Source organism: Streptomyces harbinensis (assembly GCF_900116145.1).
GTDB classification, from domain to species: Bacteria; Actinomycetota; Actinomycetes; order Streptomycetales; family Streptomycetaceae; genus Streptomyces; species Streptomyces carpaticus.
In genome coordinates this window covers 736,080-759,198 of sequence record NZ_FPAB01000002.1, presented here as the reverse complement: position 1 = coordinate 759,198, position 23,119 = coordinate 736,080, and the positions used below count along the sequence as shown (strand labels likewise).

Below are 23,119 nucleotides of genomic sequence, written 5' to 3'. Positions count from 1 at the left end.
CGCGTGGCCGCGCCATCGGGGACCGTGGGCAGCCTTCGACACGGGGATCGCCTTAGACCGTTTCCTTCCGCCGCGAACAGCAACTTGATTGCCTGTGAACGGCGGATGATCGTCCTTTCCTGGCTGATCCGTCTCCCGTCGCGGACGGGGATACCGGCGACCACGCCGGGGCCGTGGCGGCTTAACCGCTTCTTAAGCGCGGCTGAGCCGACACTGATCTTCCGCCGTTCCACCGGCCGCCTCCGCCCCGGGCACGGCCGCCCGCACCCCTTCCCACCTGCGGTTCCTCCCCTCTCCCCCGGTCCCGGCCCGGCGGCGGCAACCGGTCGTGCTCCGTTGACAGGCCGTCGGCACCCTCCTACCTTCGCGAACGCCGGTCCCACACGTCCGGCCCTGCCCGTCTTCCCCCCACGCACCTGAGGTAGCAGATGAGCAAGCATCGCGTGAACCGGCGACGACGCCGGATCGCCCTGACCACCGCGGCGGCGGCGACGGCGGCAGCCGTCACCGGAGCCCTGGTCATCCCGTCCGCCACCGCCGCGGAGATCCCGGTCGGCAACGGCAGTTACTCCGACTCCCGCCCGGCCGGCACCCAGGGACCCACCGACAACATGGGCACCCCGGTCCTGCCGCAGGTCACCGACGCGGTCGCCGGAGAGCCGGTCCCCACCAACGAGTGGTGGTCCTCGCTCGTCTTCAAGCGCTACCCCGACAACCCGTACTCCCAGCCGATGTACGGGCACCCCCTCACCTACCAGGCCGTCGCCGAGGGCCTCCAGGTGGGTCACCCCACGGCCCACACCATCGTCGGCGAGGGACGGCAGTACGAGTTCGCGCACACCGCCGACCTCACCCTCAGCGTCACCGGCCTCGACGCGCCCGACGTCCGGGCGGACGGCTGGTCCGACTGGACCGTCACCCCCTACTGGGGCGACGGCGACCGCGAACTGCGCGCCACCATCGGGCACGGCCTGCCGTACGTGTACGCCGAGGCGGACGGCGGTGACGCCGAGATCATCACCAACGGCACCCCCGAGGTCTTCGCCGACGACGGCAACATCCTCGGCGTGACCGTCGCCGGCAACCACTACGCGCTGTTCGCCCCCAGCGGCAGCGACTGGAACGTCTCCGGCACCTCGGTGACGGCCGCGCTCGGCGACAACGACTACTACTCGGTCGCGCTGCTGCCCGAGCAGGAGGCGCTGGACACCTACGCCCAGTACGCCTTCAGCTTCGTCACCGGCTCCCAGGTGTCGTGGGAGTACGACACGGCCGCCGGCGAGGTCAACGCCACCTACACGCTGGAGACCGAGGCCCGCGAGGGCTCCGAGACCGGCACCCTCCAGGCGCTCTACCGCCACCAGTGGCTGCACACCGACGACGCGCTGCTGGACCACGAGTACGTCTCGCCGCGCGGCACGATGAAGGTCCGCGAGGGCGCCTCGTTCACCACCACCCAGACCGTCCCCGGTGTGCTGCCGGTCCTGCCGGAGAGCGACGCGGTCGACGAGGGCCGGCTCGCCGGCTACATCGCCGACGTGCTCGGCGCGGAGGACCCGTTCGAGGGCGCCACCGACACCTACTGGACCGGCAAGCAGCTCGGCAAGCTGGCGCAGCTCACCACCATCGCCGACCAGGCCGGCGACGACGCCTCCCGCGACCGGCTGCTGACGCTGATCAAGGACCGGCTGGAGGAATGGTTCACCGTCGGCGGTGCGGCCGAGTTCTCCTACGACTCCGACTGGTCCACGCTCACCGGCTACCCGGCGTCCTACGGCAGCGACACCGAGCTGAACGACCACCACTTCCACTACAGCTACTTCGTGATGGCCGCCGCCGTCGTCGCGCAGTTCGACCCCGCGTGGGCCGAGCAGTCCGCGTGGGGCGGCATGGTCCACGAGCTGATCCGGGACACCGCCAACCCGGCGCGCGACGACGACCGTTACCCGTTCCTGCGGGGCTTCGACCCGTACGCGGGGCACAGCTGGGCCGCCGGTCACCAGGGCTTCGCCGCCGGCAACAACCAGGAGTCGTCCTCGGAGTCCATCAACCTCAGCGTCGGCCTCATCCTGTGGGGCTCGGCCACCGGCGACGACGAACTGCGCGATCTGGGCGTCTTCCTGCTGACCACCGAGGCCGAGTCGATCCGCCAGTACTGGTTCGACGCCGACCAGGAGGTGTACCCCGAGGACTACACGCACCCGATCGTCGGCATGGTGTGGGGCTCCGGCGCCGCCTACTCCACGTGGTGGACCGCCAACCCGGAGGAGATCCACGGCATCAACGTGCTGCCGGTGACCGGTGGTTCGCTGCATCTGGCGGCCGACCCGCAGGCCGTCGAGCGGAACCTGACGCACCTGGTGGAGCAGAACGGCGGCCCGTTCGAGGAGTGGCGTGACCTGCTCTGGCAGTTCCAGGCCCTCGCCGACCCGGCGACCGCCAAGTCCTCCTACGACGCGGACGGCGACGCGTACGAGCCGGAGGCCGGGGCGACCCGGGCCCACACCTACCACTGGATCACCACCCTGGCCGCGGTCGGCACGCCCAACCTGGACGTGACGGCGGACATTCCCACCGCCGCGGTGTTCGAGAAGGACGGGGTGCGCACCTACACGGCGCACAACCACGCCGACGCGGAGCGGACGGTGACGTTCTCGGACGGCACCACCCTCACCGTGCCGGCCCGTTCGTCCGCCACCTCGAACGGCTGACGCGCTCCCCCGCCCCGGTCCGCCGGCGGCCGGCCCCCGTTTCGGGGGCCGGCCGCCGGCACGTGCCGGGGTTCCCGGGTCAGCCGGCGATCGGGGCCCGCACGGTGGCGAAGGAGTGCGCGGGCAGCGTGACGGTGAGCAGGCCCGGCCGGTCGGAGTCGGTGCGCAGGCCCTCGTCCCAGGGGCGCGGCGCGACGGCGTCGGGATCCTGCGGGCTGTTGAAGACCTGCGGCCGGTCGGCGGTCAGCAGCCGGGCGGTGGGGGTGCCGACGGAGCCGCCGCGCAGGTCGAGGGTGACCTCCGCCGGGGCGTCCGCGTCCAGGTTGCTGAGGGAGATCAGCAGGGCGCCGTCCTTGGTGCTGGCCGAGACGGACAGGGTGTCGAGTTCCTTGCCGTCGGGCAGGGCGTGGCTGCCGCCGGCGGCGAGCTTCAGATGCACCGGCAGCGAGGTGGCGTCCTGGTGGCCCTTGTTCATCTCGAAGACGTGGTAGGTGGGGGTGCGCACGAGCCGGTCCCCGTCGGTGAGGATCATGGCCTGGAGGACGTTGACGGTCTGCGCGATGTTGGCCATGACCAGGCGCCCGGCGTGCTTGTGGAAGATGTCGAAGTGGACGCCGGCCACCAGGGCGTCGCGCAGCGTGTTCTGCTGGAAGAGGAAGCCGGGGTTGGTGCCCGGCTCCACGTCCCACCAGGTGCCCCACTCGTCCAGCACCAGGCCGACCGTGCGCAGCGGGTCGTAGAGGTCCATGACCGTGGAGTGGCCGGTGATGATCCGGTCGATCCGCCGGGCGGCGGCCAGGGTGCGGTAGTAGGTGTCGGTGTCGAACTCGGTGGCGCTGCCCTTGGCCTCCCAGGTGCCGGCCATCGTGTAGTAGTGCAGGGAGAGGGCCTGGAAGAAGTTCTTCGGGGTGAACTCGCAGCCGGGGCAGCTGATCTGCTTCATCAGCGTCTCGGTCCAGGCGAGGTCGTTGTCGGAGGCGCCGGAGGCGATGCGGTAGAGCGTGTTGTCACCGTGGTCGCGGCAGTAGGTGGCGTACTGGCGGGCGAGGTCCGCGTAGTACTCGGCGCGCATGTTCCCGCCGCAGCCCCAGGTCTCGTTGCCGATTCCCCAGAACCGCACCCGCCACGGCTCGTCCCGGCCGTTCGCCTTGCGCAGCCGCACCATCGGGCTGTCGCCGTCCCGGGTGAGGTATTCGACCCACTCGCTCATCTCCTGGACGGTGCCGCTGCCCACGTTGCCGCTGATGTACGGCTCGGCGCCCAGCAGTTCGCACAGGGCCAGGAACTCGTGGGTGCCGAAGTGGTTGTTCTCCTCGACGTCGCCCCAGTGGGTGTTCACCATCCTGGGCCGGCTCTCCTTGGGGCCGATGCCGTCCTTCCAGTGGTACTCGTCGGCGAAACAGCCGCCGGGCCAGCGCAGGTTGGGGATCTCCAGGGCGCGGAGCGCCTCGACGACATCCAGCCGGATGCCGCCCTCGTGGGGGATCTCGGAGTCCTCGCCGACGTAGAAGCCGCCGTAGATGCAGGCGCCCAGGTGCTCGGCGAAGTGACCGTACAGATGGCGGCTGATGGTCGGGCCCTCGATGTCCAGGTTGACGATCGCGGTGCCCCGGGTGGTGGTCACGGACGGCCTCCGTCGGGAAGAGTGATGTGTATCGATACAAAAACCCGGGCCGACGACCGGTGTCAAGAGGCGGGCGTCAGACGGCCGGCCGCCGCCCGCCGCCGGTGGACTCCCGCTCGATCAGCCCGAACGGACTGACCACGTCCCGCGGCCGGCCCTGCGCCGCGTCCCCCCGGATACGCCCGACCAGCAGCCCGACCGCGCGGGCGGCGATCCAGTCGTTGTCCGGATCGACGGTGGTCAGCGACGGAACGGCGAAGCGGCCCGCCTCGGTGTTGTCGAAGCCCACCACCCGCACGTCCCCGGGAACGTGCAGCCCGGCGTCGGCGAGCCCGCGCACCACCCCCAGGGCGACCGTGTCGGTGACGGCGACGACCCCGTCCCAGCCGGGCTCCGCCCGGGCCAGCCGCGCCGCCGCCTCGGCACCGCTCGCCGGATCGAGCCGGGGCAGCCGCACCACCAGCCGCTCGTCGTGCGGCAGCCCCGCCGCCCGCAGCGCCTCCCGGTACCCGGCGTACCGCAGGCCGGCCATGTTGGTGCTCTCCAGATCCGGGCCGGTGACCATCGCGATCCGCCGGCAGCCGCTGCCGATCAGATGCGCGGTGGCCGTGCGGGCGCCGTCGGTGTTGGGCATGGCGACGTGGTCGACCGGCGCGTCGAAGATCCGCTCCCCGAGGATCACCACCGGGAAATCGACCCGCAGCAGGTCACGGTCGTCCGGCCCCAGCGCGACCGTGCTGAGGATCAGCCCGTCGTACAGGCTGTTGCGGGACCAGGCGATCGCGTCCAGTTCCTCCTCCCGCCGCGCCCCCGTCTGCTCGACGACCACCCGGTAGCCGGCGGCGCGGGCGTGCCGGACGATGCGGGCGGCCAGCTCCGCGAAGTAGGGCCGGTCCATCTCGGGGACCGCGAGACCGATCGTCTGGGTCCGGCCGGCCCGCAGATTGCGGGCCGCGATGTTGACCCGGTAGCCGAGCCGGTCCATCGCCTCCAGCACCTTGACGCGCGTCGCCTCCCGCACATGCGGCCGGTTGTTGACGACGTTCGACACGGTCATCGGCGACACGCCGGCGGCCCGGGCGACGTCCTGCATGGTGACGATGGTCTGCCTCCCGCCCGGAGCGCACCCTGTGCCGGTGTGTGACGATCCACAGGGTAACCGGTGGCGCACCCGGCCGGACCCGCCCGGGGCCGGGGATCAGGGCAGGTAGGCGAACGTGTTGGGGTCCGGGCCGCCGCGGCCCTGCGGCCCCTGGTCCAGCCCGTCGATCGCCGCCATGTCCTGCGGGGAGAGGTCGAAGTCGAAGATGCGGGAGTTCTCCTCCATCCGGGCGCGGCTGGAGGACTTGGGGAAGACGATGTCCCCGCGCTGGATGTGCCAGCGCAGGATGACCTGGGCCGGCGGCCGTCCGGTGCGCTCGGCGATGCCCGCGATCACCTCGTCCCCGAGGACGGCGCCCTGGCCGAGCGGCCCCCACGCCTCGACGGCGATGCCGTGGGAGAGCGAGGCGGCGCGGGCCCGCTCGTTGGGGAAGTAGGGGTGCACCTCGATCTGGTTGACGGCGGGGACGACCCCGGTCTCGCCGATGATCCGGTCCAGGTGCTCCGGCTCGAAGTTGGAGACGCCCGCCGAGCGCAGCGTCCCCTCCTCGATGAGCCCGGCGACCGCCTGCCAGGTGGACACGTAGTCGCCGTCGTACAGGGTGGGCAGCGGCCAGTGGATCAGGAACAGGTCGAGCCGGTCCACGCCCAGCCTGGCCAGCGACTCGGCGAAGGTGCGCCGTACGTCGTCCGGCCGGTGGTTGCCGTTGTCGAGCTTGCTGGTGAGGTACAGCTCACCGCGCGGCAGTCCGCTCTCGGCGACGGCGCGGCCGACCTCGGCCTCGTTCCCGTACATCTGGGCGGTGTCGATGTGCCGGTACCCGACCTCCAGGGCCGTGCCGACGATCGCCTGGGTGTCCTGCGGCGGCACCAGATAGGTGCCGAAGCCGAGCTGGGGGATGGAGGTGCCGTCGTTCAGAGCGATCGTCGCTGTCATACCTTGACCGTAGAGCCGGGCACCGCGCGGGGCGGGCACGTCGGGCCCCTGCCGCCCGGCGTGTGCCCCCGGCCTCGCCCGAAGGGCGGAACGCGCGGGCGTGCCGGCGGGTCAGGAGCCGCCGGCCAGCCGGTCGGCGATGTCCTGCAGCCGGGGCAGCACCTCGTGGATCGCGTCGTCGTCGGGCTCCTCGCCGATCCAGCCGGTGACCTCCCGGCGGGTGACCACGATCGTGGAGCGCCGGATGTCGTCCGCCGTCCACACCTCGATACGGGGCGCCTCCTTGGTGTCGATGTACAGCACGGGCTCCTCGGCCGGCGAGTCGAGCAGCGTCCGCACGTGGAACGCGGTGATGGCGGGAGCGGGGGCGGGATCCATGGCGACCTCCTGGGTGTCAGCGGACCGGGGTAGTACTTCTGCTCCCTCCCGGCGCGTTCACACCCCCGCGCGGCGCACCGCCGGAGCCGGCGCACGCCTCCGGGCCCGGCGGGCAGCCGCGGCGCCACTCCCCCGTGACCGCCCTGACCTGCGGCTGCGTTAGACTTCTGGCTCGCGGTCGACACCGGGACGTGGCGCAGCTTGGTAGCGCACTTGACTGGGGGTCAAGGGGTCGCAGGTTCAAATCCTGTCGTCCCGACGGTGCGAGGGGCCGGTGTTCCGGGAGGTCTTCCCGGGGCACCGGTCTCTTCCGTGACGGCCGGCGGTCTGCACCGGGTCTCGGCCCGGGTCCGGTCGCCGCACCTTCTGATGTACCGCGGCGGCGGTGATCGACGTGCTCTCAGCGGGGGCCTCGGCTGCGTACCCACCTCTCTTCCGGCTGCGGGGAGCGCCGCAGTCCCGTGTTCGGCGTCTGCACGGGCGCGGGAGCGCTCCCATTCGGGTGTGTGAAAGACCTTCGCCCCGATACGGCGGAGCCGGGCCCCGGGCGCGGGACCGCCGACGGATGCGTCGCTGCGGAACGCTAGGAGCGCCGGGGCGCTCCGTCAAGCCTGTGGGGCGACCGGAACCTGCGGACGCACCGGGAGTCGGAACGGGCTCGGGAAGGCCCGGACGGCGGGCCGGTCACACCGGGTTCCGGCTGCCCGTGGAGCCGGGCGCCATGGGCCGGCGACGAATCCGGTCCGGGCCATTGACGCGGCTGGGGCCATGCCCCATCATCCAAGCTGTCTGATAGGCCGGTCGGCGTCCGGCATATCGAACATGGCTTCCCCGGGGAGGACTTCCGCCCCCGACGGGCCACGGCCGCACCGCTCACCCCAGCACGCCCCCCGGGCCGGAGAGATTTCCGCCCCCGAGGACCGGACCCTCCGGAACGATGTCACCTCGTCACGCGACCCGTGGAATCCGCACGTCATCGCGACGGAGCCCGCACCACGCGCACCACCGGTTCCGCACGGCCGCGCCCGCGTCGGCGCGGCTCGCGGGCCGGCTCCGGCACCGCCGATCCGGGCCCACGGACGGGGAGGACGACCCCGGCCCGTAAGCCGGACGCGCCGCGCGCCGCACCGCACGGCCCGCGCATGTCCGCCCCTCCCGGACCGGGGGCCGGTTCCATCAGCTCACCTCTTGATCCGAGGAGTTGCACCGATGTCGTTACGACGCCGCACGATCCTGCACCAGATGCTTGGCATGGGCACGGCAGCCGTGGGGGCCTCCCTGCTCGGCGCCGGAACGGCGACAGCCGCCGGCCGTCTCGACGCCCCCACCCAGCGCTTCGCCATCGGGGTACGCGAATTCGCGTGGAGCCGCGGTTCCCGCCCCCTGGTCACCCGGATCTTCTACCCCGCCGCCGGAAACCCGGGCGGCAACCCGGTGCCCAATGCCGCGCTCGCCGACGGCGTCTTCCCGGTGGTCGAGTTCAGCCATGGCCTCGGCGGGAACCCGGAGAGTTACGCGCCGCTCGTCCGTCCGCTGGCGGAGGCGGGCTTCGTGGTCCCGGCCCCGGTCTTCCCCACCACCTCCACCGGCACCCCCGGCAATATCGGGGATGTCTACAACGGCAACCAGTCCCAGGACGTCTCCGAAGTCCTCACCAGGACGCTGGCGCTCAACACCACCCCCGGCTCCCCGTTCGCCGGACGCCTGGACACCGCCACCGGTGTCGGTGTCGCGGGGCACTCGCTCGGCGGGATGACCACCCACGGCCTGCTCACCGCCTGGCCGGACGAGCGCATCGTGGCCGCGGTACCGTTCGCCACCGTGCACATGGGGAACCCCTCCGGGCGCGTGGCGGCGAACGTCCTGTTCGTCCACGGCGACCAGGACCCCATCTGCCAGTACTCCTCGGCCCGGCAGGCGTACAACGAGCTGCCGGCCCCGAAGGCGTTCCTCACCCATCTGAACACCGGCCACGACGAGTACATCTGGAGCGGTGTCAATCACACCCAGACCGTGAACACCTACGTGGACTGGATGCGCTGGAGCCTGTACGGGGACACCGCGGCCCGGGACCGGCTGCCCGCCGGCGCGGCCGGGAGCGGTACCCGCTGGGAGTCCGTCCTCGCCCCGGGCGGATCCGGTCCGGTGGTGGCGCTGCGCTCCTCGGCCACCGGCCAGCACGTGTGCGCGGAGAACGCCGGAGCCGACGCCCTCGTCGCCAACCGGCCCACGGTCGGGCCGTGGGAACGCTTCGACCTGGTCGACGCCGGCGGTGACGCGGTGGCCCTGCGCTCCCACGCGAATGGCCGGTACGTCTGCGCCGAGAACGCCGGAGCCGCTCCCCTGATCGCCAACCGCACGGCGGTCGGGCCGTGGGAGACCTTCACCCGGGTGCCGAACGGCGACGGTTCCGTCGGCCTGCGCGCCCACGCCAACGACCGGTACGTCACGGCGGGCAGCGGGCCCCTGATCGCGTCCGCCGCGACGCTCGGAGCCGCGGAGTCGTTCCAGCTCATCCCCTCCTGAGCGCCGGCCGGCATCCGCCCCCCGCCCTCTCACCGGAAGGACACCGGATGATACTCACCGCTCAACACGTCCCGCACGGCGGCAGGTTGCGCCGCCTCAGACTCCTCGTCATGCTGCTGGCCGTCGTGCTCGTCTCCGGCGGCACCGTCGTGGCGTCGGCGGGCACCGCGGAGGCGGCCACCACCCTGGGGAGCGCCGCGGCCGAGCGCGGTCGCTACTTCGGCGCGGCGGTCGCCGGGCACAAGCTCAACGAAGGCGCCTACACGACCATCGTGAACCGGGAGTTCACCAGCCTCACCGCCGAGAACGAGATGAAGTGGGACGCCACGGAACCCTCCCGCGGCTCCTTCAACTTCTCGGCCGGCGACCGGATCGTCAACCACGCCCGCCAGCAGGGGATGTCCGTCCGGGGGCACGCGCTGGTGTGGCACGCCCAGCAGCCGGGCTGGGCACAGGGGCTGGAGGGAAGCACCCTGCGGTCCGCGATGGTCAACCACATCAATCAGGTCGCCGGGCACTACCGGGGGCAGATCCACTCCTGGGACGTGGTGAACGAGGCGTTCGCGGACTGGCCCGCCGGCCAGCGGCGGGACTCCAATCTCCAGCGCACCGGGAACGACTGGATCGAGGTCGCCTTCCGCACGGCACGGGCGGCCGATCCCAGCGCCAAGCTCTGTTACAACGACTACAACACCGACGGCATCAACGACAAGAGCACGGCGATCTACACCATGGTGCGGGACTTCATCGCCCGCGGCGTGCCGATCGACTGCGTGGGGTTCCAGTCCCATCTGACGAACTCGCCGCCGGCCGACTACCAGGCGAATCTCCAGCGGTTCGCCGACCTGGGCGTCGAGGTCCAGATCACCGAGCTGGACATCGCCGGAGCGGACCAGGCGAACGCCTACGCCACCGTCACGCGTGCCTGCCTGGCGGTGAGCCGGTGCACGGGCATCACCGTGTGGGGTGTCCGGGACAGCGATTCCTGGCGCACGGGTGAGAACCCGCTGCTCTTCGACGGCGCGGGCAACAAGAAGCCGGCGTACACGGCCGTGCTGGACACCCTCAACGGGGGCGGCGGCACGCAGCCGCCCGGTGGGATCGACACGAACGCCTGGTACGTGCTGGTGAACCGGAACAGCGGCAAGGCGCTCGACGTGTACAACCTGGCGACCGGCGACGGGGCCCGGATCACCCAGTGGTCCCGCAACGACCAGGCCCAGCAACGCTGGCAGTTCGTCGACTCCGGCGGCGGCTACTACCGGCTCCGCTCGCAGCACTCCGGGAAAGTCCTCGACGTCCACAACTGGTCCACCGCCGACGGAGGCGCCGTCGTCCAGTGGAGCGACACCAACGCTGCCAACCAGCAATGGCGCGTCAGCGACTCCCCGGGCGGCACCATCCGGCTCATCAACCGCCACAGCGGCAAAGCCCTCGAAGTCCAGGGCGGCTCCACCGCGGACGGTGCCAACATCGTCCAGTACGCCGACTGGGGCGGCACCAACCAGCAATGGCAGCTCGCACGCGTGGGCTGACGCCCGACCGGTACCGGCGCGGGGCGCGGTCTCCACGATCGACACGAACGCCTCGTAGGTGCTGGTGAACCGGCGACCAACTCCACCTGCTGAATTCGGCGGCCGGGCCCTGGCCCGTACGCTCCGCCCGGTGCTGCCGGGCGGAGCGTACGGCTCCCGGGGGCCGGGGCCGCTGCGCGGTGTCCGGGGCTCAGGAGGTTCCCGGCCGGCCGCGCCACCGGTCGGCGGCGGTGAGCGGGACGGGAGCGGGGCGCCGGGTGGTCGTGGTCAGTTGGATCCGCCGGCCTTCGGCCGCGGAGGTGAGCAGGGCGCTCATCACCTCCGACACATGGAGCGCCAGGTGGCCGCCGGCGCGCGGTTCCTCGCCGGGACCCGTGGTGGCGAAGTCCAGCAGGCCGACGCCCCGCTCGCCGTCGGCGTACCCGGCGGCGGCGGGCAGGGTGCGCCACTCCCGCGCGCCGTCGGTGAAGATCCGCACGGGGCCGTCGAACCGGTTCGGGTCCGGGACCGCCAGTGACCCCGTTTCGCCATGGACCTCGATGGGGGTGGCCGCGGTGGCCAGACCGTCGAAGCTCGTCGTGAGCGTGGTCAGTGCTCCGCCGGCGTGTTCCAGCACCCCGGAGACGTGGGTGTCCACCTCGACCGGGATGGTCCGGCCGGCGCGGGGGCCCGAGCCGATGACCCGTTCGTCCCGCAGCCGGCCGGCGGCACCGATCACCGCCGTGACGGGACCCAGCAGGTGCACCAGGGCGGTGATGTAGTAGGGGCCCATGTCGAGGAGCGGGCCGCCCCCGGCGGTGTAGTAGAAGTCGGGATGCGGGTGCCAGCGTTCGTGGCCGGGGGTGATCATCACGGCGGTGGCGAACTGGGGCCGTCCGATGCCGCCCGTGTCGATGGCCCACCGCGCGGTCTGCAGCCCGGTGCCCAGCACCGTGTCCGGGGCACAGCCCACCGTGGTGCCCGCGGCCGTGGCCGCCTCCATGACGCCCAGGGCGGCGGGGAACGTGGCGGCCAGGGGTTTCTCGCCGTACACGTCCTTGCCGTGCGCGATGGCGCCGAGGGCGATGTCGGCGTGGGCCGCCGGGACGGTGAGGTTGAGCACCGTGTCCACGTCGGGGGCGGCGAGCAGTTCGCCGACGCCCACGGCCCGCGCGCCCGGCAGTTCCGCGGCGACAGCCGCCGACCGGGCGGCGTCCAGGTCGGCGACGGCCGTCACCCGGACACCGGGGTGAGCGGCGAGGGTGTCCCGGTAGACGCGGGAGATCACCCCGAGACCTACGATGCCGATGCGGTGCGGCTCGCCCACAGCATCCCCCTCCGGACGATGGTCGTGACGTTCGGGTTCTGCAGGACGCTCACGTCGTGCCCGGGGGTGGTGATCAGGATCCGTCCCGCTCCCCAGTGGCGGGCCCACACCGCGGGGGAGGTGACCGGGCGCTGCCACGGGTGCCACGGCCGGACGGGGTGGGTGGTGGTGGCGAGCACGTCGATCAGGTCGTCGTGCAGCACCCAGTACTGTTCGGTGTCGAGCGTGAAGTCCTCGATGCCCGCGGTCACCGGGTGTTCCCGGCCGAGCGGGGTGATGTGCACGGTGTGCGGCAGGAAACTGTCCGCCGCGGTACCGCGGCGCAGTGCGGGTTCCTTGGCCGGGTGGGCCGCGAACTGGCCGCCCACCAGGTGGAGATAGTCCGCGCTGGCGCGGAAGGAGTCGGCGGCGCCGCCGTGCCAGCCGGTGAAGCCCGTGCCGGCGGCGACGGCCGAGGCGAGTCCGCTCACCTGCTCGGCGGTGGCCTCGGACATCGTGACGCACTGGACGATCAGGTCGGTGTCCGCCATGAGGTCCGGGTCGGCGTAGACGTCCGTCGACTCCGAGACGCGGACGGTGTAGCCGTTGCTCTTCAGGAAGGGTATGAACACGTCCGTGGTCTCGATGGGCCGGTGGCCTTCCCAGCCTCCCCGCACGACGAGGGCGGTGGGGTGCGTGGTGCGCATACGGTGTGATTCCTCCAGTCAGTGGGCCCCGGCGGTGGGCACGAGCTGTTCGAAGAAGAACTCGTGCTTCAGGAACGACACGTCGTACTCGTGGCCGGGGTACGGCGGGACGAGCTGGGACGCCTGGATCAGGCGCCAGCCGTCGCGCAGTGCGGCCACCCCGGTGGCGTAGGGCGGTTCCTCGCTGTCGCCGGTGGTCGGTGCGGTGCGGCCGGTCCCGTCGTACAGCGACCAGCCCAGGACATGGGAGTCCAGCGCCGAGGTGGACAGGTACAGCACCAGGACGCGCTGGCGGACGGCGCCGGCGGACGGCGTGGCAGGGGCGGGGGCGGGGGCGGGCGTGCTCGGCGTCATGTGGTGGCCTCCTGCGGCCGGTTGGAGACGCGGGTGACCCAGTGGTCGAGGTCGAAGGTGTCGTCGCCGGTCAGGGCACGCCACATCAGAACGCGCTGGTACCGCTCCAGCCGGCCGGTCGCCTGCTCGTACCAGGGGAAATCGGTGTCCAGAGCCGCCGCCACCCGGGGGTCCGTCAGGTCGGAGGTGTCCCACAGCAGCCGCTGCCGGACGGTCGGGTTGAAGCGGATCTTGAACATGTAGCGCGGGGTGTCGCTGTCGTTGCGCCGGCCGCCGTGCCACAGCCCGTGGTGCAGGAAGACCACGGTGCCGGCCGGGCAGACCAGCCGGTCCTGGCCGCGCAGGTTCTGGTAGCGGCCGGTGTCGCTCTCGTTGGTCCGCCGCAGATGGCTGCCGGGCACGCTGAGGGTGCCGCCCATCTCCAGCGTCACCGCGTGCGGGTAGTACATCAGCTGGACATCGAACGCGTCGGGCCGCACGTCGATGATCGCGTCCGCGTGCAGCGGCTGCGCCTCGCCCTCGCGGGGGCCGCGCACGTGCACCGCGTGGTGGTCGATATTCGGTCCCGGCCCCACCAGGCTGCGTACCGCGCCCGCGATCCGGGGCACGGCGAGGAGCCGCCGGACGAAGGAGCCCTCCGGGTACGCGCCCACCACGGGTGTGCCGTAGGGCACGGGCGGGACTCCGGCCGGAAGAACCCGCATGGCCTCGTCGTTCAGTTCCTCGGGCACCACGGCGTCCAGCCGGATCGCTCCATGGGAGACGAAATGTGCCATCTGCACGGAATTGAGAAGATGTTCGGTTCTGGTCTTCTCCGTCATGGCCCTCACGGTAGAGGCGCTCGCTCCCCGGCGCGTGGGCCCTGTCCACCCTCTACTGGTACATTCCCGCTGTGCGAGAGACCGCCGTACCCCTCGGTGAACCCCCCGTCGTCACCAGTGTCGGGTTCGCCGTCCACGGCCCCGCCGGGCACACGGATGTCTTCCGCCTCCCCGATCTGTGGCAGCTCCATCTGTACCGCTACGAGGCCGGCCTCACCGTCGCGGGCACCGCGCACGCCATCCGGCCGGGCCGGGTCAGCATCGTCCCGCCCGGCGCGGTCTGCCGGTACGACTACCGGGGCCGCTCGGAGCATCTGTACGCCCATCTGCGGCTCCCCGCCACCGGCGAACCCCGTACCGTCCCCGTCGTGCAGGACGCCGGACCGGAACTGCCCACGCTGTCCACCCTGATGCACCAGGCCGTCGCCGCGTGGCCGAGCACCCCCGCCCGGGCCGCCGCCGAGATCTGGACCGCGCTGTGGCGCGTCGCCCATCTCGCCCCGGCCGCCCGGGGCCGCCAGGACGCCACGCACCCGGCCGTGAACACGGCCATCGCCCACATCGAGGCCCGGCTGGCCTCCCCGCTGACCGTCCCGGAGATCGCGAAGGCCGCCGGGCTCTCGCACACCCACCTCACCCGGGTCTTCCGCGCCGCCACCGGCAGCACCGTCGTCGCCTACATCCGGCAGCGCCGGCTGGCCCGGGCCCGGCATCTGCTGCGCGAGTCCACTCTGTCCATCTCCGCGATCGCGGCCCAGGTCGGCATCCCCGACCTCCAGGCCTTCAACAAGGCGTGCCGCCGGGACCTGGGGGCATCTCCCCGGGTGCTCCGCGCGGCGCACCGGGCCGCCGGGCCCCCGACGCGCTGAGGCCCGGCGGACACGGGGCACGGGCGAGGCCGCCGGGCCGGAGGCTGTGCTCCGGGCCCGGCGGCCTTCCTTCCGTCCGTCCGTCCGCGGCCTGGCGCGGGGGCGGTGGCTCAGCTCATGCCGACTTCAGGGCCTCGGGGGTCGGGGTGAAGTGCCCGGCGGCGGCGCGGTAGATCGTGTGGTGGCCGGTGCGGTGCCAGACCCGCCGCAGGACGTACACCAGTTTCGGGTTGTGTTCCTCGATCTGGCCGATCGCGCGGGCGATGGTCCGCTCCCACTCCGCGGCGTGGGCCGGGTCGGTTCCGTCGTCGAAGGAGCCGGCGTAGCGGGCGTGCAGTGCGGCGAGCTCCGTGCGGGCCGGGAACTCGGCGCGGGAGAACAGGACGCACAGGATGCCCCGCCAGTAGGAGCGGACGGCCTCCCGCTGCCGGTCGGCGGGGAGCCGGCCGGCGATCTGTTCCATCGCGTGGAGCGAGGTGATCAGGTGGAGGGCGATGAAGTCGCCCGGCATCGCCAGGTAGAGCAGGGTGACGGCGTAGTACAGCCGGTCCCAGGCGGCGCCGGGGTCCTCCTCGGTCCAGGGCGGGGTCCGGTCGATCAGGGGGTGTCCCTCGCCGAGGACGCGGGCGATCCGGTACTGGAGTCCGGCGAGTTCGGGGTGGATGCCGGCGCTCGCCGCGGGTGAGGTGTCGGCGATCAGGGTTTCGGCCCACGTGCGCAGTCCGTCGCGGTCGCGCTCCCACTCCCCCGCGATGCGCAGCAGGGAGTCCACCGGGTGTTGGTCGCGGAGGTCAGCGGCCGGGGTGGCGCGTTCCGGGTGGCAGGAGACGGCGGAGAAGGCGAGGTAGGCCAGGCCCTCGATGGTCATCCACCGGTTGCCCGCGTCCAGGGCCCAGCCCAGGTGGATGGTGGCGTGGGTGAAGGCGCCGACCCAGCCGGGCAGCAGGGCCGGAAGGTAGGTGCGCAGCAGTGTGTCGAGGCCGAGTTCGCGCTCCCGCCGGTCGAAGAACGCGCAGTAGTCGGCGTAGTGGCTGCGGGCCCCGATCCAGCGCTGCCAGTTCTCCTCGGTGATGGTCCCGCGGGAGGCCCTGGCCGGTTCCAGCGGGTAGCCGTAGGGGGTGAGCGTCGTGTAGTCGCGGTAGTACGCCTCGATCGTCTCCGCCGGTGCGCCGAGGCCGGCCAGGGCGACGACCGCGTGTTTGGCGTGGTTGCTGAGGTGTTTGGCGGAGGGCAGCAGCCGGTCGGTGGGGAAGGCCGGGCCGGTGAGGCCGGGGTCGCTGTTGAACTCGATGTAGTGGGTGCGGTCGTCCAGCAGCCGCTCGACGACCGGCGAGTCGGTGATGGTGGTCCGGTTCACTTGGCACTCTCCTCGTCGGCGGCTGCCTGGAGCCAGGACAGATAGCGTTCCCCGGTGTCGGGGAAGATCGTGACCATCGTCGTGCCGGCGTACTCGGGTCGTGCGGCCAGCGTCCGGCAGGCGTGCGCGGCGGCTCCGGAGGAGACGCCGACCAGCAGGCCGGCGGTGCGGGCGAGCAGCCGGGCGCCGGCGAAGGCGTCGCCGTCGGAGACGGTGAGGACCTCGTCGATCACGTCGAGGTCGGTGGTCGGGGCGACGAACCCGCCGTTGAGGCCGGGGATGCGGTGCAGCCCGCCCCAGCCCTCGCTGAGTACCGGGGAGCGCTCGGGCTCGACGGCCACCACCCGGACGGCCGGGTTCTGTTCCTTCAGGTAGCGGGCGGTGCCGGAGAGGGTTCCGCCGGTGCCGACCCCGCAGACCAGTACATCGACCCGGCCGTCGGTGTCGCGCCAGATCTCCGGCCCGGTGGTGGCGTAGTGGGCCTGGACGTTGTCGGGGTTCTCGTGCTGGCAGGCGAACCAGGAGCCGGGCAGGTCGCGGTGGATCTGCTCGGCCTTCTCGATCGCGGCCACGTACCCCTGCTCGTGCGGGGTCTGCACGATCTCCGCGCCGAACGCGCGCAGCAACTGGACGCGTTCGGTGGTGGCGTTGTCCGGCAGCACGATCACGCACCGGTAGCCGCGGGCGGCGCACAGCGCGGCGAGCGAGATGCCGGTGTTGCCGGAGGTGGCTTCCACCACGGTGCCCTCGCCGGGGCGCAGCAGCCCGCGTTCCTCGGCGGCCTCGATCATGTACAGGCCGGTGCGGTCCTTGACGCTGGAGAGCGGGTTGGCCATCTCCAGTTTGGCGTGGACGGTGGTGTCCTGGTGGGCGGCACCGAGGTCCAGCCGGACCATCGGGGTGTTGCCGATCAGGTGTTCCAAGGAGGCGGCCACCGGCCGCTTGGTCGACGTCAGCACAATGCCTCTTTCGGAAGGTCTTTCGCTGGAAGGTCGGGTCACCAGGTGGGGAAGGCGGCGGGGGCCCCGTGGTCCCGGCGGGCGGGGGCGGCCGGGGTGGTGGCGGGGTGGGGGCGGCGCGCGGTGCGTTCGGTGCGGCGGCGCCGGGGTTCCGCGGTGGGTGCCAGGACGCGGGCGCCGTCGGGGACGTCCTTGATGACCAGGGCCTGCGCACCGATCACCGCGTCCGAGCCGACGGTGACGGCGCCCAGCACGGTGGCGTTGGCGCCGATCACCACCCGGTCGCCGACGGCGGGGTGGCGGCGCGAGCCCTCGGGCCGCTCCTGGTCGTGCCACCAGCCGACCGAACCGAGCGTCACCTGGTGGAAGATGGTGACGTCGTCGCCGATGACCACGGTCTCCCCGATCACCACGCCGGTGCCGTGGTCGATGAAGAACCGGCGGCCGATCCGGGCGCCGGGGTGGATCTCGATCCCGCCGGAGAGCACCCGGGTGATGGCGGACACCAGACGCGCCGTGCGGCGCAGGCCGCGCCGGTGCATCCGGTGGGCGGCGCGGTAGCCCCAGATCGCCGGGACGGCCGGGTGCAGCAGTGCCTCGGTGCGGGAGCGCATCGACGGGTCGCGCTCGCGGATCGTGTCCAGGTCGGCCACGGCCGCGCGGTACAGGCGGCGGGCGCCCATCACGACCCCCTCACGAGGACGGGCTCGCGGCGCGCTCCGCGCAGCCGGTTCTCCGCGTAGGCGACGCCGGCCAGGACGACCAGGCCGCCCACCACCAGGTTCCAGGTGACGGGTTCGCCCAGCAGCAGGACGCCGGTCAGGACGGCGACCACCGGGACCACGTAGTTGACGGCGGACGCGGTGGTGGCGCCGACGTCGCCGATGAGCCGGAAGTACAGCACGTAGGCCAGGCCGGTGCTGAGGACGCCGAGGCTGACGACGGCGAGGACGACCCTGCCGGACAGCTCCGGGGTCTGCCAGCCGAGGAACGGGGTGGCGACGGCCTGGAGCGCCGCTGCCGCGATGAGCTGGGAGGCGGCGAGGGTGGAGGGGGCGATGCCCCGGTCCGACAGGAACTTGCGGACGTACACGAATCCGCAGGCGTAGCTGATGGCGGCGCCGAGGCAGGCGAGTTGGCCGCCGAGGGTGCCGGCCGCGTCGGACCAGGGGCCCATGACCAGGACGACGCCGAGGAAGCCGGCGACCAGGCCGACCGCCTTGCGGGGGGTGGCGCGTTCGGTGGGCAGGGAGGCGGTGACCAGGGCGAGGGTGAGCAGGGGGGTGATGCCGATCAGGACGCCGGCGAGGCCGGCGCCGGTGGTCTGCTCGCCGTAGGAGATCAGCAGGAACGGGATGACGTTGCCGAAGAGCGCCGCCGCCGCCACATGGGTCCAGACCCGGCCGGAGCGGGGCAGGGTCCCCTTGCGGGCCGCGATGATCACCGCCAGGACGGCGGCGCCCAGCACGAGGCGGGTCAGGACGAGCTGGCCGGGGGTGAGCCCTTCCAGCGAGACCTTGATCAGCATGAAGCTGCTGCCCCAGAGCAGGGCCAGTAAGAGAAATCGGGTCAGGGTCGCGTGGGTCATCGCACCTCGTCTTCGTGGATCACGGTGTCCGCTCCCGGGGGTCAGTAGTTCGGTGACTTGTGCAGGAGTTCTTTCCGGTTGACGATCTCGGGAACGTAGACCCGGCGGTTCCACAGCTCCTTCTCGATGGGTTCCAGGGCGATCGAGATGACGTCCTCGTCGCAGTCGACGGAGGTGCGGACGGCCTGGGTCACGGCGGTGACGAGCCGGGACTGCTGTTCCTCGGAGAGCGAGGACGAGAAGTACTTGATGTTGATGTGCGGCACGATGGTCTCCTTCGTGGTTCCCAGGCGGTGGCGGATGGCCGCCACCAGTTCGTCGATGCCGGCTTCCCGCAGCAGGGTGTAGTGGTCGGCGGCCAGGTCGATCACGGTCGGCCGGGTGAGCGAGTAGCCGGCGCTGTTCTCGATGAACGAGTAGTTGTCGCCGGTGGCTTTGAAGATCGTGACGGGGGCGGTGATGCGCCGGGTGGTGAGCTCGTGGAACGCGTACTCGAAGGTGTAGGTGCGGTGGACGACGGCGGCGATGCGCTTGACCAGCGCGTGGTCGAGGTGCGGGAAGGTGGAGCTGATGAACGCGGCGAAGCTGTCGTCGTCGTGGGCGACCCGCAGGCACTCCCGCAGTTCGGGGCCGGAGATGCGGCCGGCGAAGACGGAGAAGAGGATGGTGACGTAGGCCCGGTCGCGGTAGGCGATCTCGCCGCTGTCGGCCTCGACCTCGGGTGAGCCGGGCGCGATGAGGAACAGGTGATCGACCTGCTCGCCGGCCTGTTCGAGCTGGTGGGCGGCTTCGAAGGCGACCCGGGCGCCGAAGGAGTAGCCCCACAGGGTGTACGGCCCGCTCGCCCGGCGGCGGCGGATCTCCGCGACGTCCCGGGCGGCCATCTCCTGGATGGTGGGGTAGATCTCCTCGCCCGGGTTGATGCCGTGCGCCTGCACGCCGTAGAACGGCCGGTCGAGATCGACGGTCTCGGCGAGGAGACGCAGGTTCATGGGGTAGCCGCCGAGGCCGGGCCAGCAGAAGACGGGGGCTCCGGTGCCCTCGGCGCGCAGCGGGACCAGCCGGGAGCTCTCGGCCGCTTCCTTTCCGCCGATCCGCCGGGCCAGTTCCTCGATGGTGGGTGCCTCGAACAGCACTTGCAGCGGCAGGGTGGTGCCCAGTTCCCGGTTGATCCGGTTGATGAGGCCGACCGCGATCAGGGAGTTGCCGCCGGAGGCGAAGAAGTCGTCGTGGACGGAGACGGCGTCGCGTTTCATGCTCCGCTTCCACAGGGCGGCGACGCGCTGCTCGGTGCTGGTCCGCGGGGCGATGAAGGGCCGGTCGTCACGGGCGACGGCGGCGTCGGCCAGCCGCTCCATCGCGGCGGTGTCGTTCTTGCCGTTCACGGTGGCCGGGAGCTTGTCCAGGACCACCACCCGGTTGGGGATCATGTAGTCGGGCAGGGAGGTGACCAGGTCGTCCCGGATCATCTCCGCGGGGCCCTTCATGTGGACCGTGTCCTCCTTCATGTCCTCGGCCCGCACCTGGGCGTCGCTGACCCGGCCGCCGACGAAGAAGTAGGACGGGCCGCCGCGCAGGCCGGCGTCGGCCAGGATCCGCTCCAGGCGTTTCGCGGCCGGCAGGTCCGCGCCGGTCCTGGAGCTGTAGCCCGAGGGCATGAAGCCCAGGTTCAGGTCGTTCATGGACAGGCGTTGCAGGGTCCGGCCGAGGTCGATGTAGCGGCGCCAGTCCTCGGTGGTCCTGCTGACCACCGAGATGCCGAAGCGGGAGCGCTGGTAGACCTGCTGGTTGATGGCGATGACGTGCTTGCGCCGGATCAGTTCGCCGGAAACGCGCTCCAGTTCGCCGTCGCGGTAGCGGTACTGGCCGGCCGGCAGACCGGAGACCCCGTCCGGGTGCGCCTGCACGTACACGTCCATCGGGAGGTCCATGGCGGTGGTGTGCGGGGCGATCTCGAAGCTGCCGAGGTAGTGGTCCTCGGCCGCGCAGTCCAGCCGGTCCATGGTGTCCGGGGTGTAAGGCCGCTGGAGGATGGTCAGGCCGTGGCCGGGCAGGACCTCCTCGAAGAGGCCGACCGCGTGGCCGGTCTCGATCTCCAGGACCTCCTGGAGGTTGTTCTTGTACACCGGCTCGATGGCCCGGCGTTTGCCCACGAAGTGAACGCGGATCCGGGGTGCGGTCGCCGGCTCGTCCTTGGCGGTTACGAGGAGGAGTTGGTGGTGCGCCGGGTGGTAGTAGTAGAAGCCCGGTGCCAGCTCGCCGATCCCGTCCAGTTCGAAGTACAGCTGGGTGGCGTACAGCGAGCCGGGCGAGGCGTAGGCGTACTTCGGCAGGAGCCGCTGGTCGCTGAGATGCTGGCCGAAGTGGCGCAGGATCTCACCGAATTCGGGGAATCCGACGGCCCCCACCTCGCGCGGTGCGGCGCCGGTGACCCGCTCGGCGAGGAGTGCCAGCAAATCGTCCCGGGTGACCTGGCCGCCTTCGTAGAAGCGGTAGGTTCTGCGGGCGAACGCCTGGCGGCGCTGCCGCTCGGTGGCGTCCTTGCCGGGCAGGTCGATGACGGTCCTGCCCACGATCTCCTCGGGGTCGCGGCAGCCGGCGTTCGCGAGCTGGGCGCGCACCTGGAGCCGGCTCTCCTTGGACTGATGGTGGGCGCCGTGGTTGCCCTGGTCCATCAGGGCCGCTTCCCTGGGGTCGAGTTCGACGAAGGCGATGAGGTTCTGGAATCCGGTGCGCGGGTCGTCGCGGACGACCATCGCCGCGTTCCTGACCCAGTCGTGGTTCTCGATGGAGAGCCTGATCTCGTCCAGTTCGACGCGGAATCCGCGGAGCTTCACCTGGTTGTCGATGCGGCCGGCGAACTGTACCGTGCCATCGGCGTTCCAGTGGGCGAGATCACCGCTGCGGAACAGGCGGGTGCCGGGTGTGAAGGGGTTGTCGACGAAGCGTTCCGCGGTCAGTTCGGGCCGGTGCAGATATCCGCGTGCCAGTTGCGCGCCGCCGATGTGGAGTTCACCGATCTCACCCACGGCGAGAGGTTTCTGTTCACCGTCCAGGATGTAGTACTCCGTCCGGTGGGCCGGTGCTCCTATCGATATCGCGTGGGGGCCGTCCTGGAGGGTCTTCGGGTCGACGCGGTGGGCCGAGGTGTTGATGGTGCATTCCGTCGGTCCGTACACATTGATGAGTTCGCAGCCGGGCAGGGTCGCGATGCATTGTGCGGCCAGGCTCCTGGAGAGCGCCTCACCGCCGCAGAAGATCTGCCGCAGAGATGTACAGGCGGCGAACTCCTCGTTTCCCACGAGTGCTTGCAGCAGGGTGGGAACGCATTGCAGGGTGGTGACGCCGTGCCGCATGATGGTTTCCACGAGCCCCTCGACATCCCGGTACACTCCGGGACTTCCCATGACCACGGTGCTGCCGCAGGCGGGGGCCAGTATTTCCCACTGCGCCGCGTCGAAGCTCAGCGGTGTTTTCTGCAGGACGACGGTGTCGCCGTTCACTTCGAGTTCGGTGTTCAGCCAGTCCAATTGGCTGACGACACTGTGGTGTTCGATCATCACCCCCTTCGGTTTGCCGGTGCTGCCGGAGGTGTAGATGACATAGGCCAGCCCCTCCGGCCGGGGTTCGGGCGGCTCGCGCCGGGGTCCGGGGCGGTGCGGGCGCCGTGCGAAGGCGGTCACCTCGTCCGGGGTGACGATCCTGGTGCCCTCCGGTGCGAGGCCGGCCAGCCGCGCGGCGAGGCCGCGCTGGGCGAGGACGACCCCGGTGCCGGAGTCCTCGATCATGTAGCGCAGCCGCTCTTCGGGGTACTCGGGCGACAGCGGTAAGTACGCCCCGCCGGATAACAGGGTGCCCCAGACCCCCACCATCAGGTCGATGGACGGTTCGACGAAGATGCCGACGCAGTCGTCGGGCGCCACCCCGAGGTGGTGCAGGAAGCCTGCCAGGTCCGAACTTCGCTCCAGCAGCTCACCGTAGGCCAGGGAGGTGTCGTCCTGGACGACCGCCGTACGGTGCGGGTGCGCCGATGCCCGTGCGCGGAGCAGGTCGCCCAGGGTTTTCTGCCCCGAAATTCTGTCGGTCGATTCGTTGAACGCCGTGCTGTACATGGTCTCTCACTTTCTTGTGCGAAAAACGGCATGCTGCGCCACCGAAACCGTCCGGAAAACCCGGGGATCGGTGAGGGAGGAGTCAGTTCGCGTACGGTGAGGCGCCGGCCGTCATCATTCGATCATCCCTATCCACTGTCCGGCCCGGTGGAATCTCATCACTGCCCCGGTGAATGCGTTGAAACGACAGGAGAAAACAGCGTGATGGTGCCCGTACTGCGACTGTGCGGCTCATTCGGAATCACAGATGCGCAG

17 protein-coding genes and 1 tRNA gene are annotated in these 23,119 nt (G+C 71.5%); 5 read left to right on the top strand and 13 right to left on the bottom strand.

Translation table 11 applies throughout. From position 1 onward, the window contains the following. The first annotated feature begins 428 nt into the window (after positions 1 to 428). Positions 429 to 2,711 (top strand): glycosyl hydrolase, encoded by a 2,283-nt coding sequence (locus tag BM385_RS07670; protein ID WP_254791464.1) that lies wholly within the window; start codon positions 429 to 431, stop codon positions 2,709 to 2,711. 79 nt (positions 2,712 to 2,790) lie between these two features. On the opposite strand, the gene BM385_RS07665 is transcribed toward BM385_RS07670, so the two are convergent. The 4 genes from BM385_RS07665 to BM385_RS07650 form a co-directional block, all read right to left on the bottom strand. After that, positions 2,791 to 4,335 (bottom strand): alpha-N-arabinofuranosidase, encoded by a 1,545-nt coding sequence (locus BM385_RS07665; RefSeq protein WP_019435929.1) that lies wholly within the window; start codon positions 4,333 to 4,335, stop codon positions 2,791 to 2,793. Positions 4,336 to 4,411: 76 nt separating this feature from the next. Then, positions 4,412 to 5,428, bottom strand: coding sequence for a LacI family DNA-binding transcriptional regulator (locus BM385_RS07660; protein WP_093842558.1), 1,017 nt, complete (start codon positions 5,426 to 5,428; stop codon positions 4,412 to 4,414). 105 nt (positions 5,429 to 5,533) lie between these two features. Continuing rightward, positions 5,534 to 6,373, bottom strand: a complete 840-nt coding sequence (locus tag BM385_RS07655; protein WP_093842557.1) for an aldo/keto reductase — start codon at positions 6,371 to 6,373, stop codon at positions 5,534 to 5,536. 111 nt (positions 6,374 to 6,484) lie between these two features. Continuing rightward, complete coding sequence (locus BM385_RS07650) at positions 6,485 to 6,751, bottom strand: hypothetical protein (RefSeq protein ID WP_019435932.1); 267 nt, start codon at positions 6,749 to 6,751, stop codon at positions 6,485 to 6,487. A 185-nt stretch (positions 6,752 to 6,936) separates the two neighbouring features. Here BM385_RS07650 and BM385_RS07645 point away from each other — a divergent pair. The 3 genes from BM385_RS07645 to BM385_RS07635 all read left to right on the top strand — a co-directional run bounded on the left by BM385_RS07645 (position 6,937) and on the right by BM385_RS07635 (position 10,812). Beyond that, positions 6,937 to 7,010, top strand: a tRNA-Pro gene (locus tag BM385_RS07645). 950 nt (positions 7,011 to 7,960) lie between these two features. Further along, complete coding sequence (locus BM385_RS07640; RefSeq protein ID WP_139275148.1) at positions 7,961 to 9,277, top strand: alpha/beta hydrolase; 1,317 nt, start codon at positions 7,961 to 7,963, stop codon at positions 9,275 to 9,277. A 110-nt stretch (positions 9,278 to 9,387) separates the two neighbouring features. Continuing rightward, positions 9,388 to 10,812 (top strand): glycoside hydrolase family 10 protein, encoded by a 1,425-nt coding sequence (locus BM385_RS07635; RefSeq protein ID WP_093842556.1) that lies wholly within the window; start codon positions 9,388 to 9,390, stop codon positions 10,810 to 10,812. 190 nt (positions 10,813 to 11,002) lie between these two features. Here the strand turns inward: BM385_RS07635 and BM385_RS07630 are convergent, their stop codons facing one another. The 4 genes from BM385_RS07630 to BM385_RS07615 are packed head-to-tail and all read right to left on the bottom strand — an operon-like array spanning position 11,003 to position 13,979. Further along, positions 11,003 to 12,118: a Gfo/Idh/MocA family protein gene (locus BM385_RS07630; protein ID WP_093842555.1), complete on the bottom strand. Its 1,116-nt coding sequence runs from the start codon at positions 12,116 to 12,118 to the stop codon at positions 11,003 to 11,005. Continuing rightward, on the bottom strand, positions 12,088 to 12,804 hold the full coding sequence (locus BM385_RS07625) for a ThuA domain-containing protein (protein WP_093842554.1): 717 nt from the start codon (positions 12,802 to 12,804) through the stop codon (positions 12,088 to 12,090). The genes BM385_RS07630 and BM385_RS07625 overlap by 31 nt, the downstream gene beginning before the upstream one ends. Before the next feature lie 18 nt (positions 12,805 to 12,822). Continuing rightward, positions 12,823 to 13,158, bottom strand: a complete 336-nt coding sequence (locus BM385_RS07620; protein ID WP_019435937.1) for a hypothetical protein — start codon at positions 13,156 to 13,158, stop codon at positions 12,823 to 12,825. After that, positions 13,155 to 13,979, bottom strand: coding sequence for a phytanoyl-CoA dioxygenase family protein (locus BM385_RS07615; protein WP_093842553.1), 825 nt, complete (start codon positions 13,977 to 13,979; stop codon positions 13,155 to 13,157). Before BM385_RS07615 ends, BM385_RS07620 begins: the two co-directional genes overlap by 4 nt. 71 nt (positions 13,980 to 14,050) lie before the next feature. Between BM385_RS07615 and BM385_RS07610 the strand changes: the two genes are divergently transcribed. Beyond that, positions 14,051 to 14,848, top strand: coding sequence for an AraC family transcriptional regulator (locus tag BM385_RS07610; protein ID WP_093842552.1), 798 nt, complete (start codon positions 14,051 to 14,053; stop codon positions 14,846 to 14,848). 115 nt (positions 14,849 to 14,963) lie between these two features. Here the strand turns inward: BM385_RS07610 and BM385_RS07605 are convergent, their stop codons facing one another. Genes BM385_RS07605 through BM385_RS07585 form a run of 5 tightly spaced genes read right to left on the bottom strand, consistent with a single transcriptional unit; the run spans position 14,964 to position 22,864 of the window. Then, positions 14,964 to 16,205, bottom strand: coding sequence for a questin oxidase family protein (locus BM385_RS07605; protein ID WP_093842551.1), 1,242 nt, complete (start codon positions 16,203 to 16,205; stop codon positions 14,964 to 14,966). After that, entirely contained in the window at positions 16,202 to 17,164 is a 963-nt protein-coding gene (cysK, locus tag BM385_RS07600; protein ID WP_093842550.1) for a cysteine synthase A, read from the bottom strand. Before cysK ends, BM385_RS07605 begins: the two co-directional genes overlap by 4 nt. Before the next feature lie 38 nt (positions 17,165 to 17,202). Then, the gene (epsC, locus tag BM385_RS07595) at positions 17,203 to 17,847 is read right to left on the bottom strand and encodes a serine O-acetyltransferase EpsC (RefSeq protein WP_093842549.1); all 645 of its coding nucleotides are present in this window, start codon (positions 17,845 to 17,847) and stop codon (positions 17,203 to 17,205) included. Further along, positions 17,847 to 18,752, bottom strand: coding sequence for a DMT family transporter (locus BM385_RS07590; protein WP_093842548.1), 906 nt, complete (start codon positions 18,750 to 18,752; stop codon positions 17,847 to 17,849). The genes epsC and BM385_RS07590 overlap by 1 nt, the downstream gene beginning before the upstream one ends. Before the next feature lie 41 nt (positions 18,753 to 18,793). After that, complete coding sequence (locus tag BM385_RS07585) at positions 18,794 to 22,864, bottom strand: amino acid adenylation domain-containing protein (protein ID WP_093842547.1); 4,071 nt, start codon at positions 22,862 to 22,864, stop codon at positions 18,794 to 18,796. Between the last annotated feature and the right edge of the window lie 255 nt (positions 22,865 to 23,119).

What these genes read in the sequence shown, in the direction of transcription:
- BM385_RS07670 (WP_254791464.1), top strand. Translation starts at nt 429, where the DNA reads ATGAGCAAGCATCGCGTGAACCGGCGACGACGCCGGATCGCCCTGACC.
- BM385_RS07660 (WP_093842558.1), bottom strand. Translation starts at nt 5,428, where the DNA reads ATGCAGGACGTCGCCCGGGCCGCCGGCGTGTCGCCGATGACCGTGTCG.
- BM385_RS07655 (WP_093842557.1), bottom strand. Translation starts at nt 6,373, where the DNA reads ATGACAGCGACGATCGCTCTGAACGACGGCACCTCCATCCCCCAGCTC.
- BM385_RS07650 (WP_019435932.1), bottom strand. Translation starts at nt 6,751, where the DNA reads ATGGATCCCGCCCCCGCTCCCGCCATCACCGCGTTCCACGTGCGGACG.
- BM385_RS07640 (WP_139275148.1), top strand. Translation starts at nt 7,961, where the DNA reads ATGTCGTTACGACGCCGCACGATCCTGCACCAGATGCTTGGCATGGGC.
- BM385_RS07635 (WP_093842556.1), top strand. Translation starts at nt 9,388, where the DNA reads ATGCTGCTGGCCGTCGTGCTCGTCTCCGGCGGCACCGTCGTGGCGTCG.
- BM385_RS07625 (WP_093842554.1), bottom strand. Translation starts at nt 12,804, where the DNA reads ATGCGCACCACGCACCCCACCGCCCTCGTCGTGCGGGGAGGCTGGGAA.
- BM385_RS07620 (WP_019435937.1), bottom strand. Translation starts at nt 13,158, where the DNA reads ATGACGCCGAGCACGCCCGCCCCCGCCCCCGCCCCTGCCACGCCGTCC.
- BM385_RS07615 (WP_093842553.1), bottom strand. Translation starts at nt 13,979, where the DNA reads ATGACGGAGAAGACCAGAACCGAACATCTTCTCAATTCCGTGCAGATG.
- epsC (WP_093842549.1), bottom strand. Translation starts at nt 17,847, where the DNA reads ATGGGCGCCCGCCGCCTGTACCGCGCGGCCGTGGCCGACCTGGACACG.
- BM385_RS07590 (WP_093842548.1), bottom strand. Translation starts at nt 18,752, where the DNA reads ATGACCCACGCGACCCTGACCCGATTTCTCTTACTGGCCCTGCTCTGG.
- BM385_RS07585 (WP_093842547.1), bottom strand. Translation starts at nt 22,864, where the DNA reads ATGTACAGCACGGCGTTCAACGAATCGACCGACAGAATTTCGGGGCAG.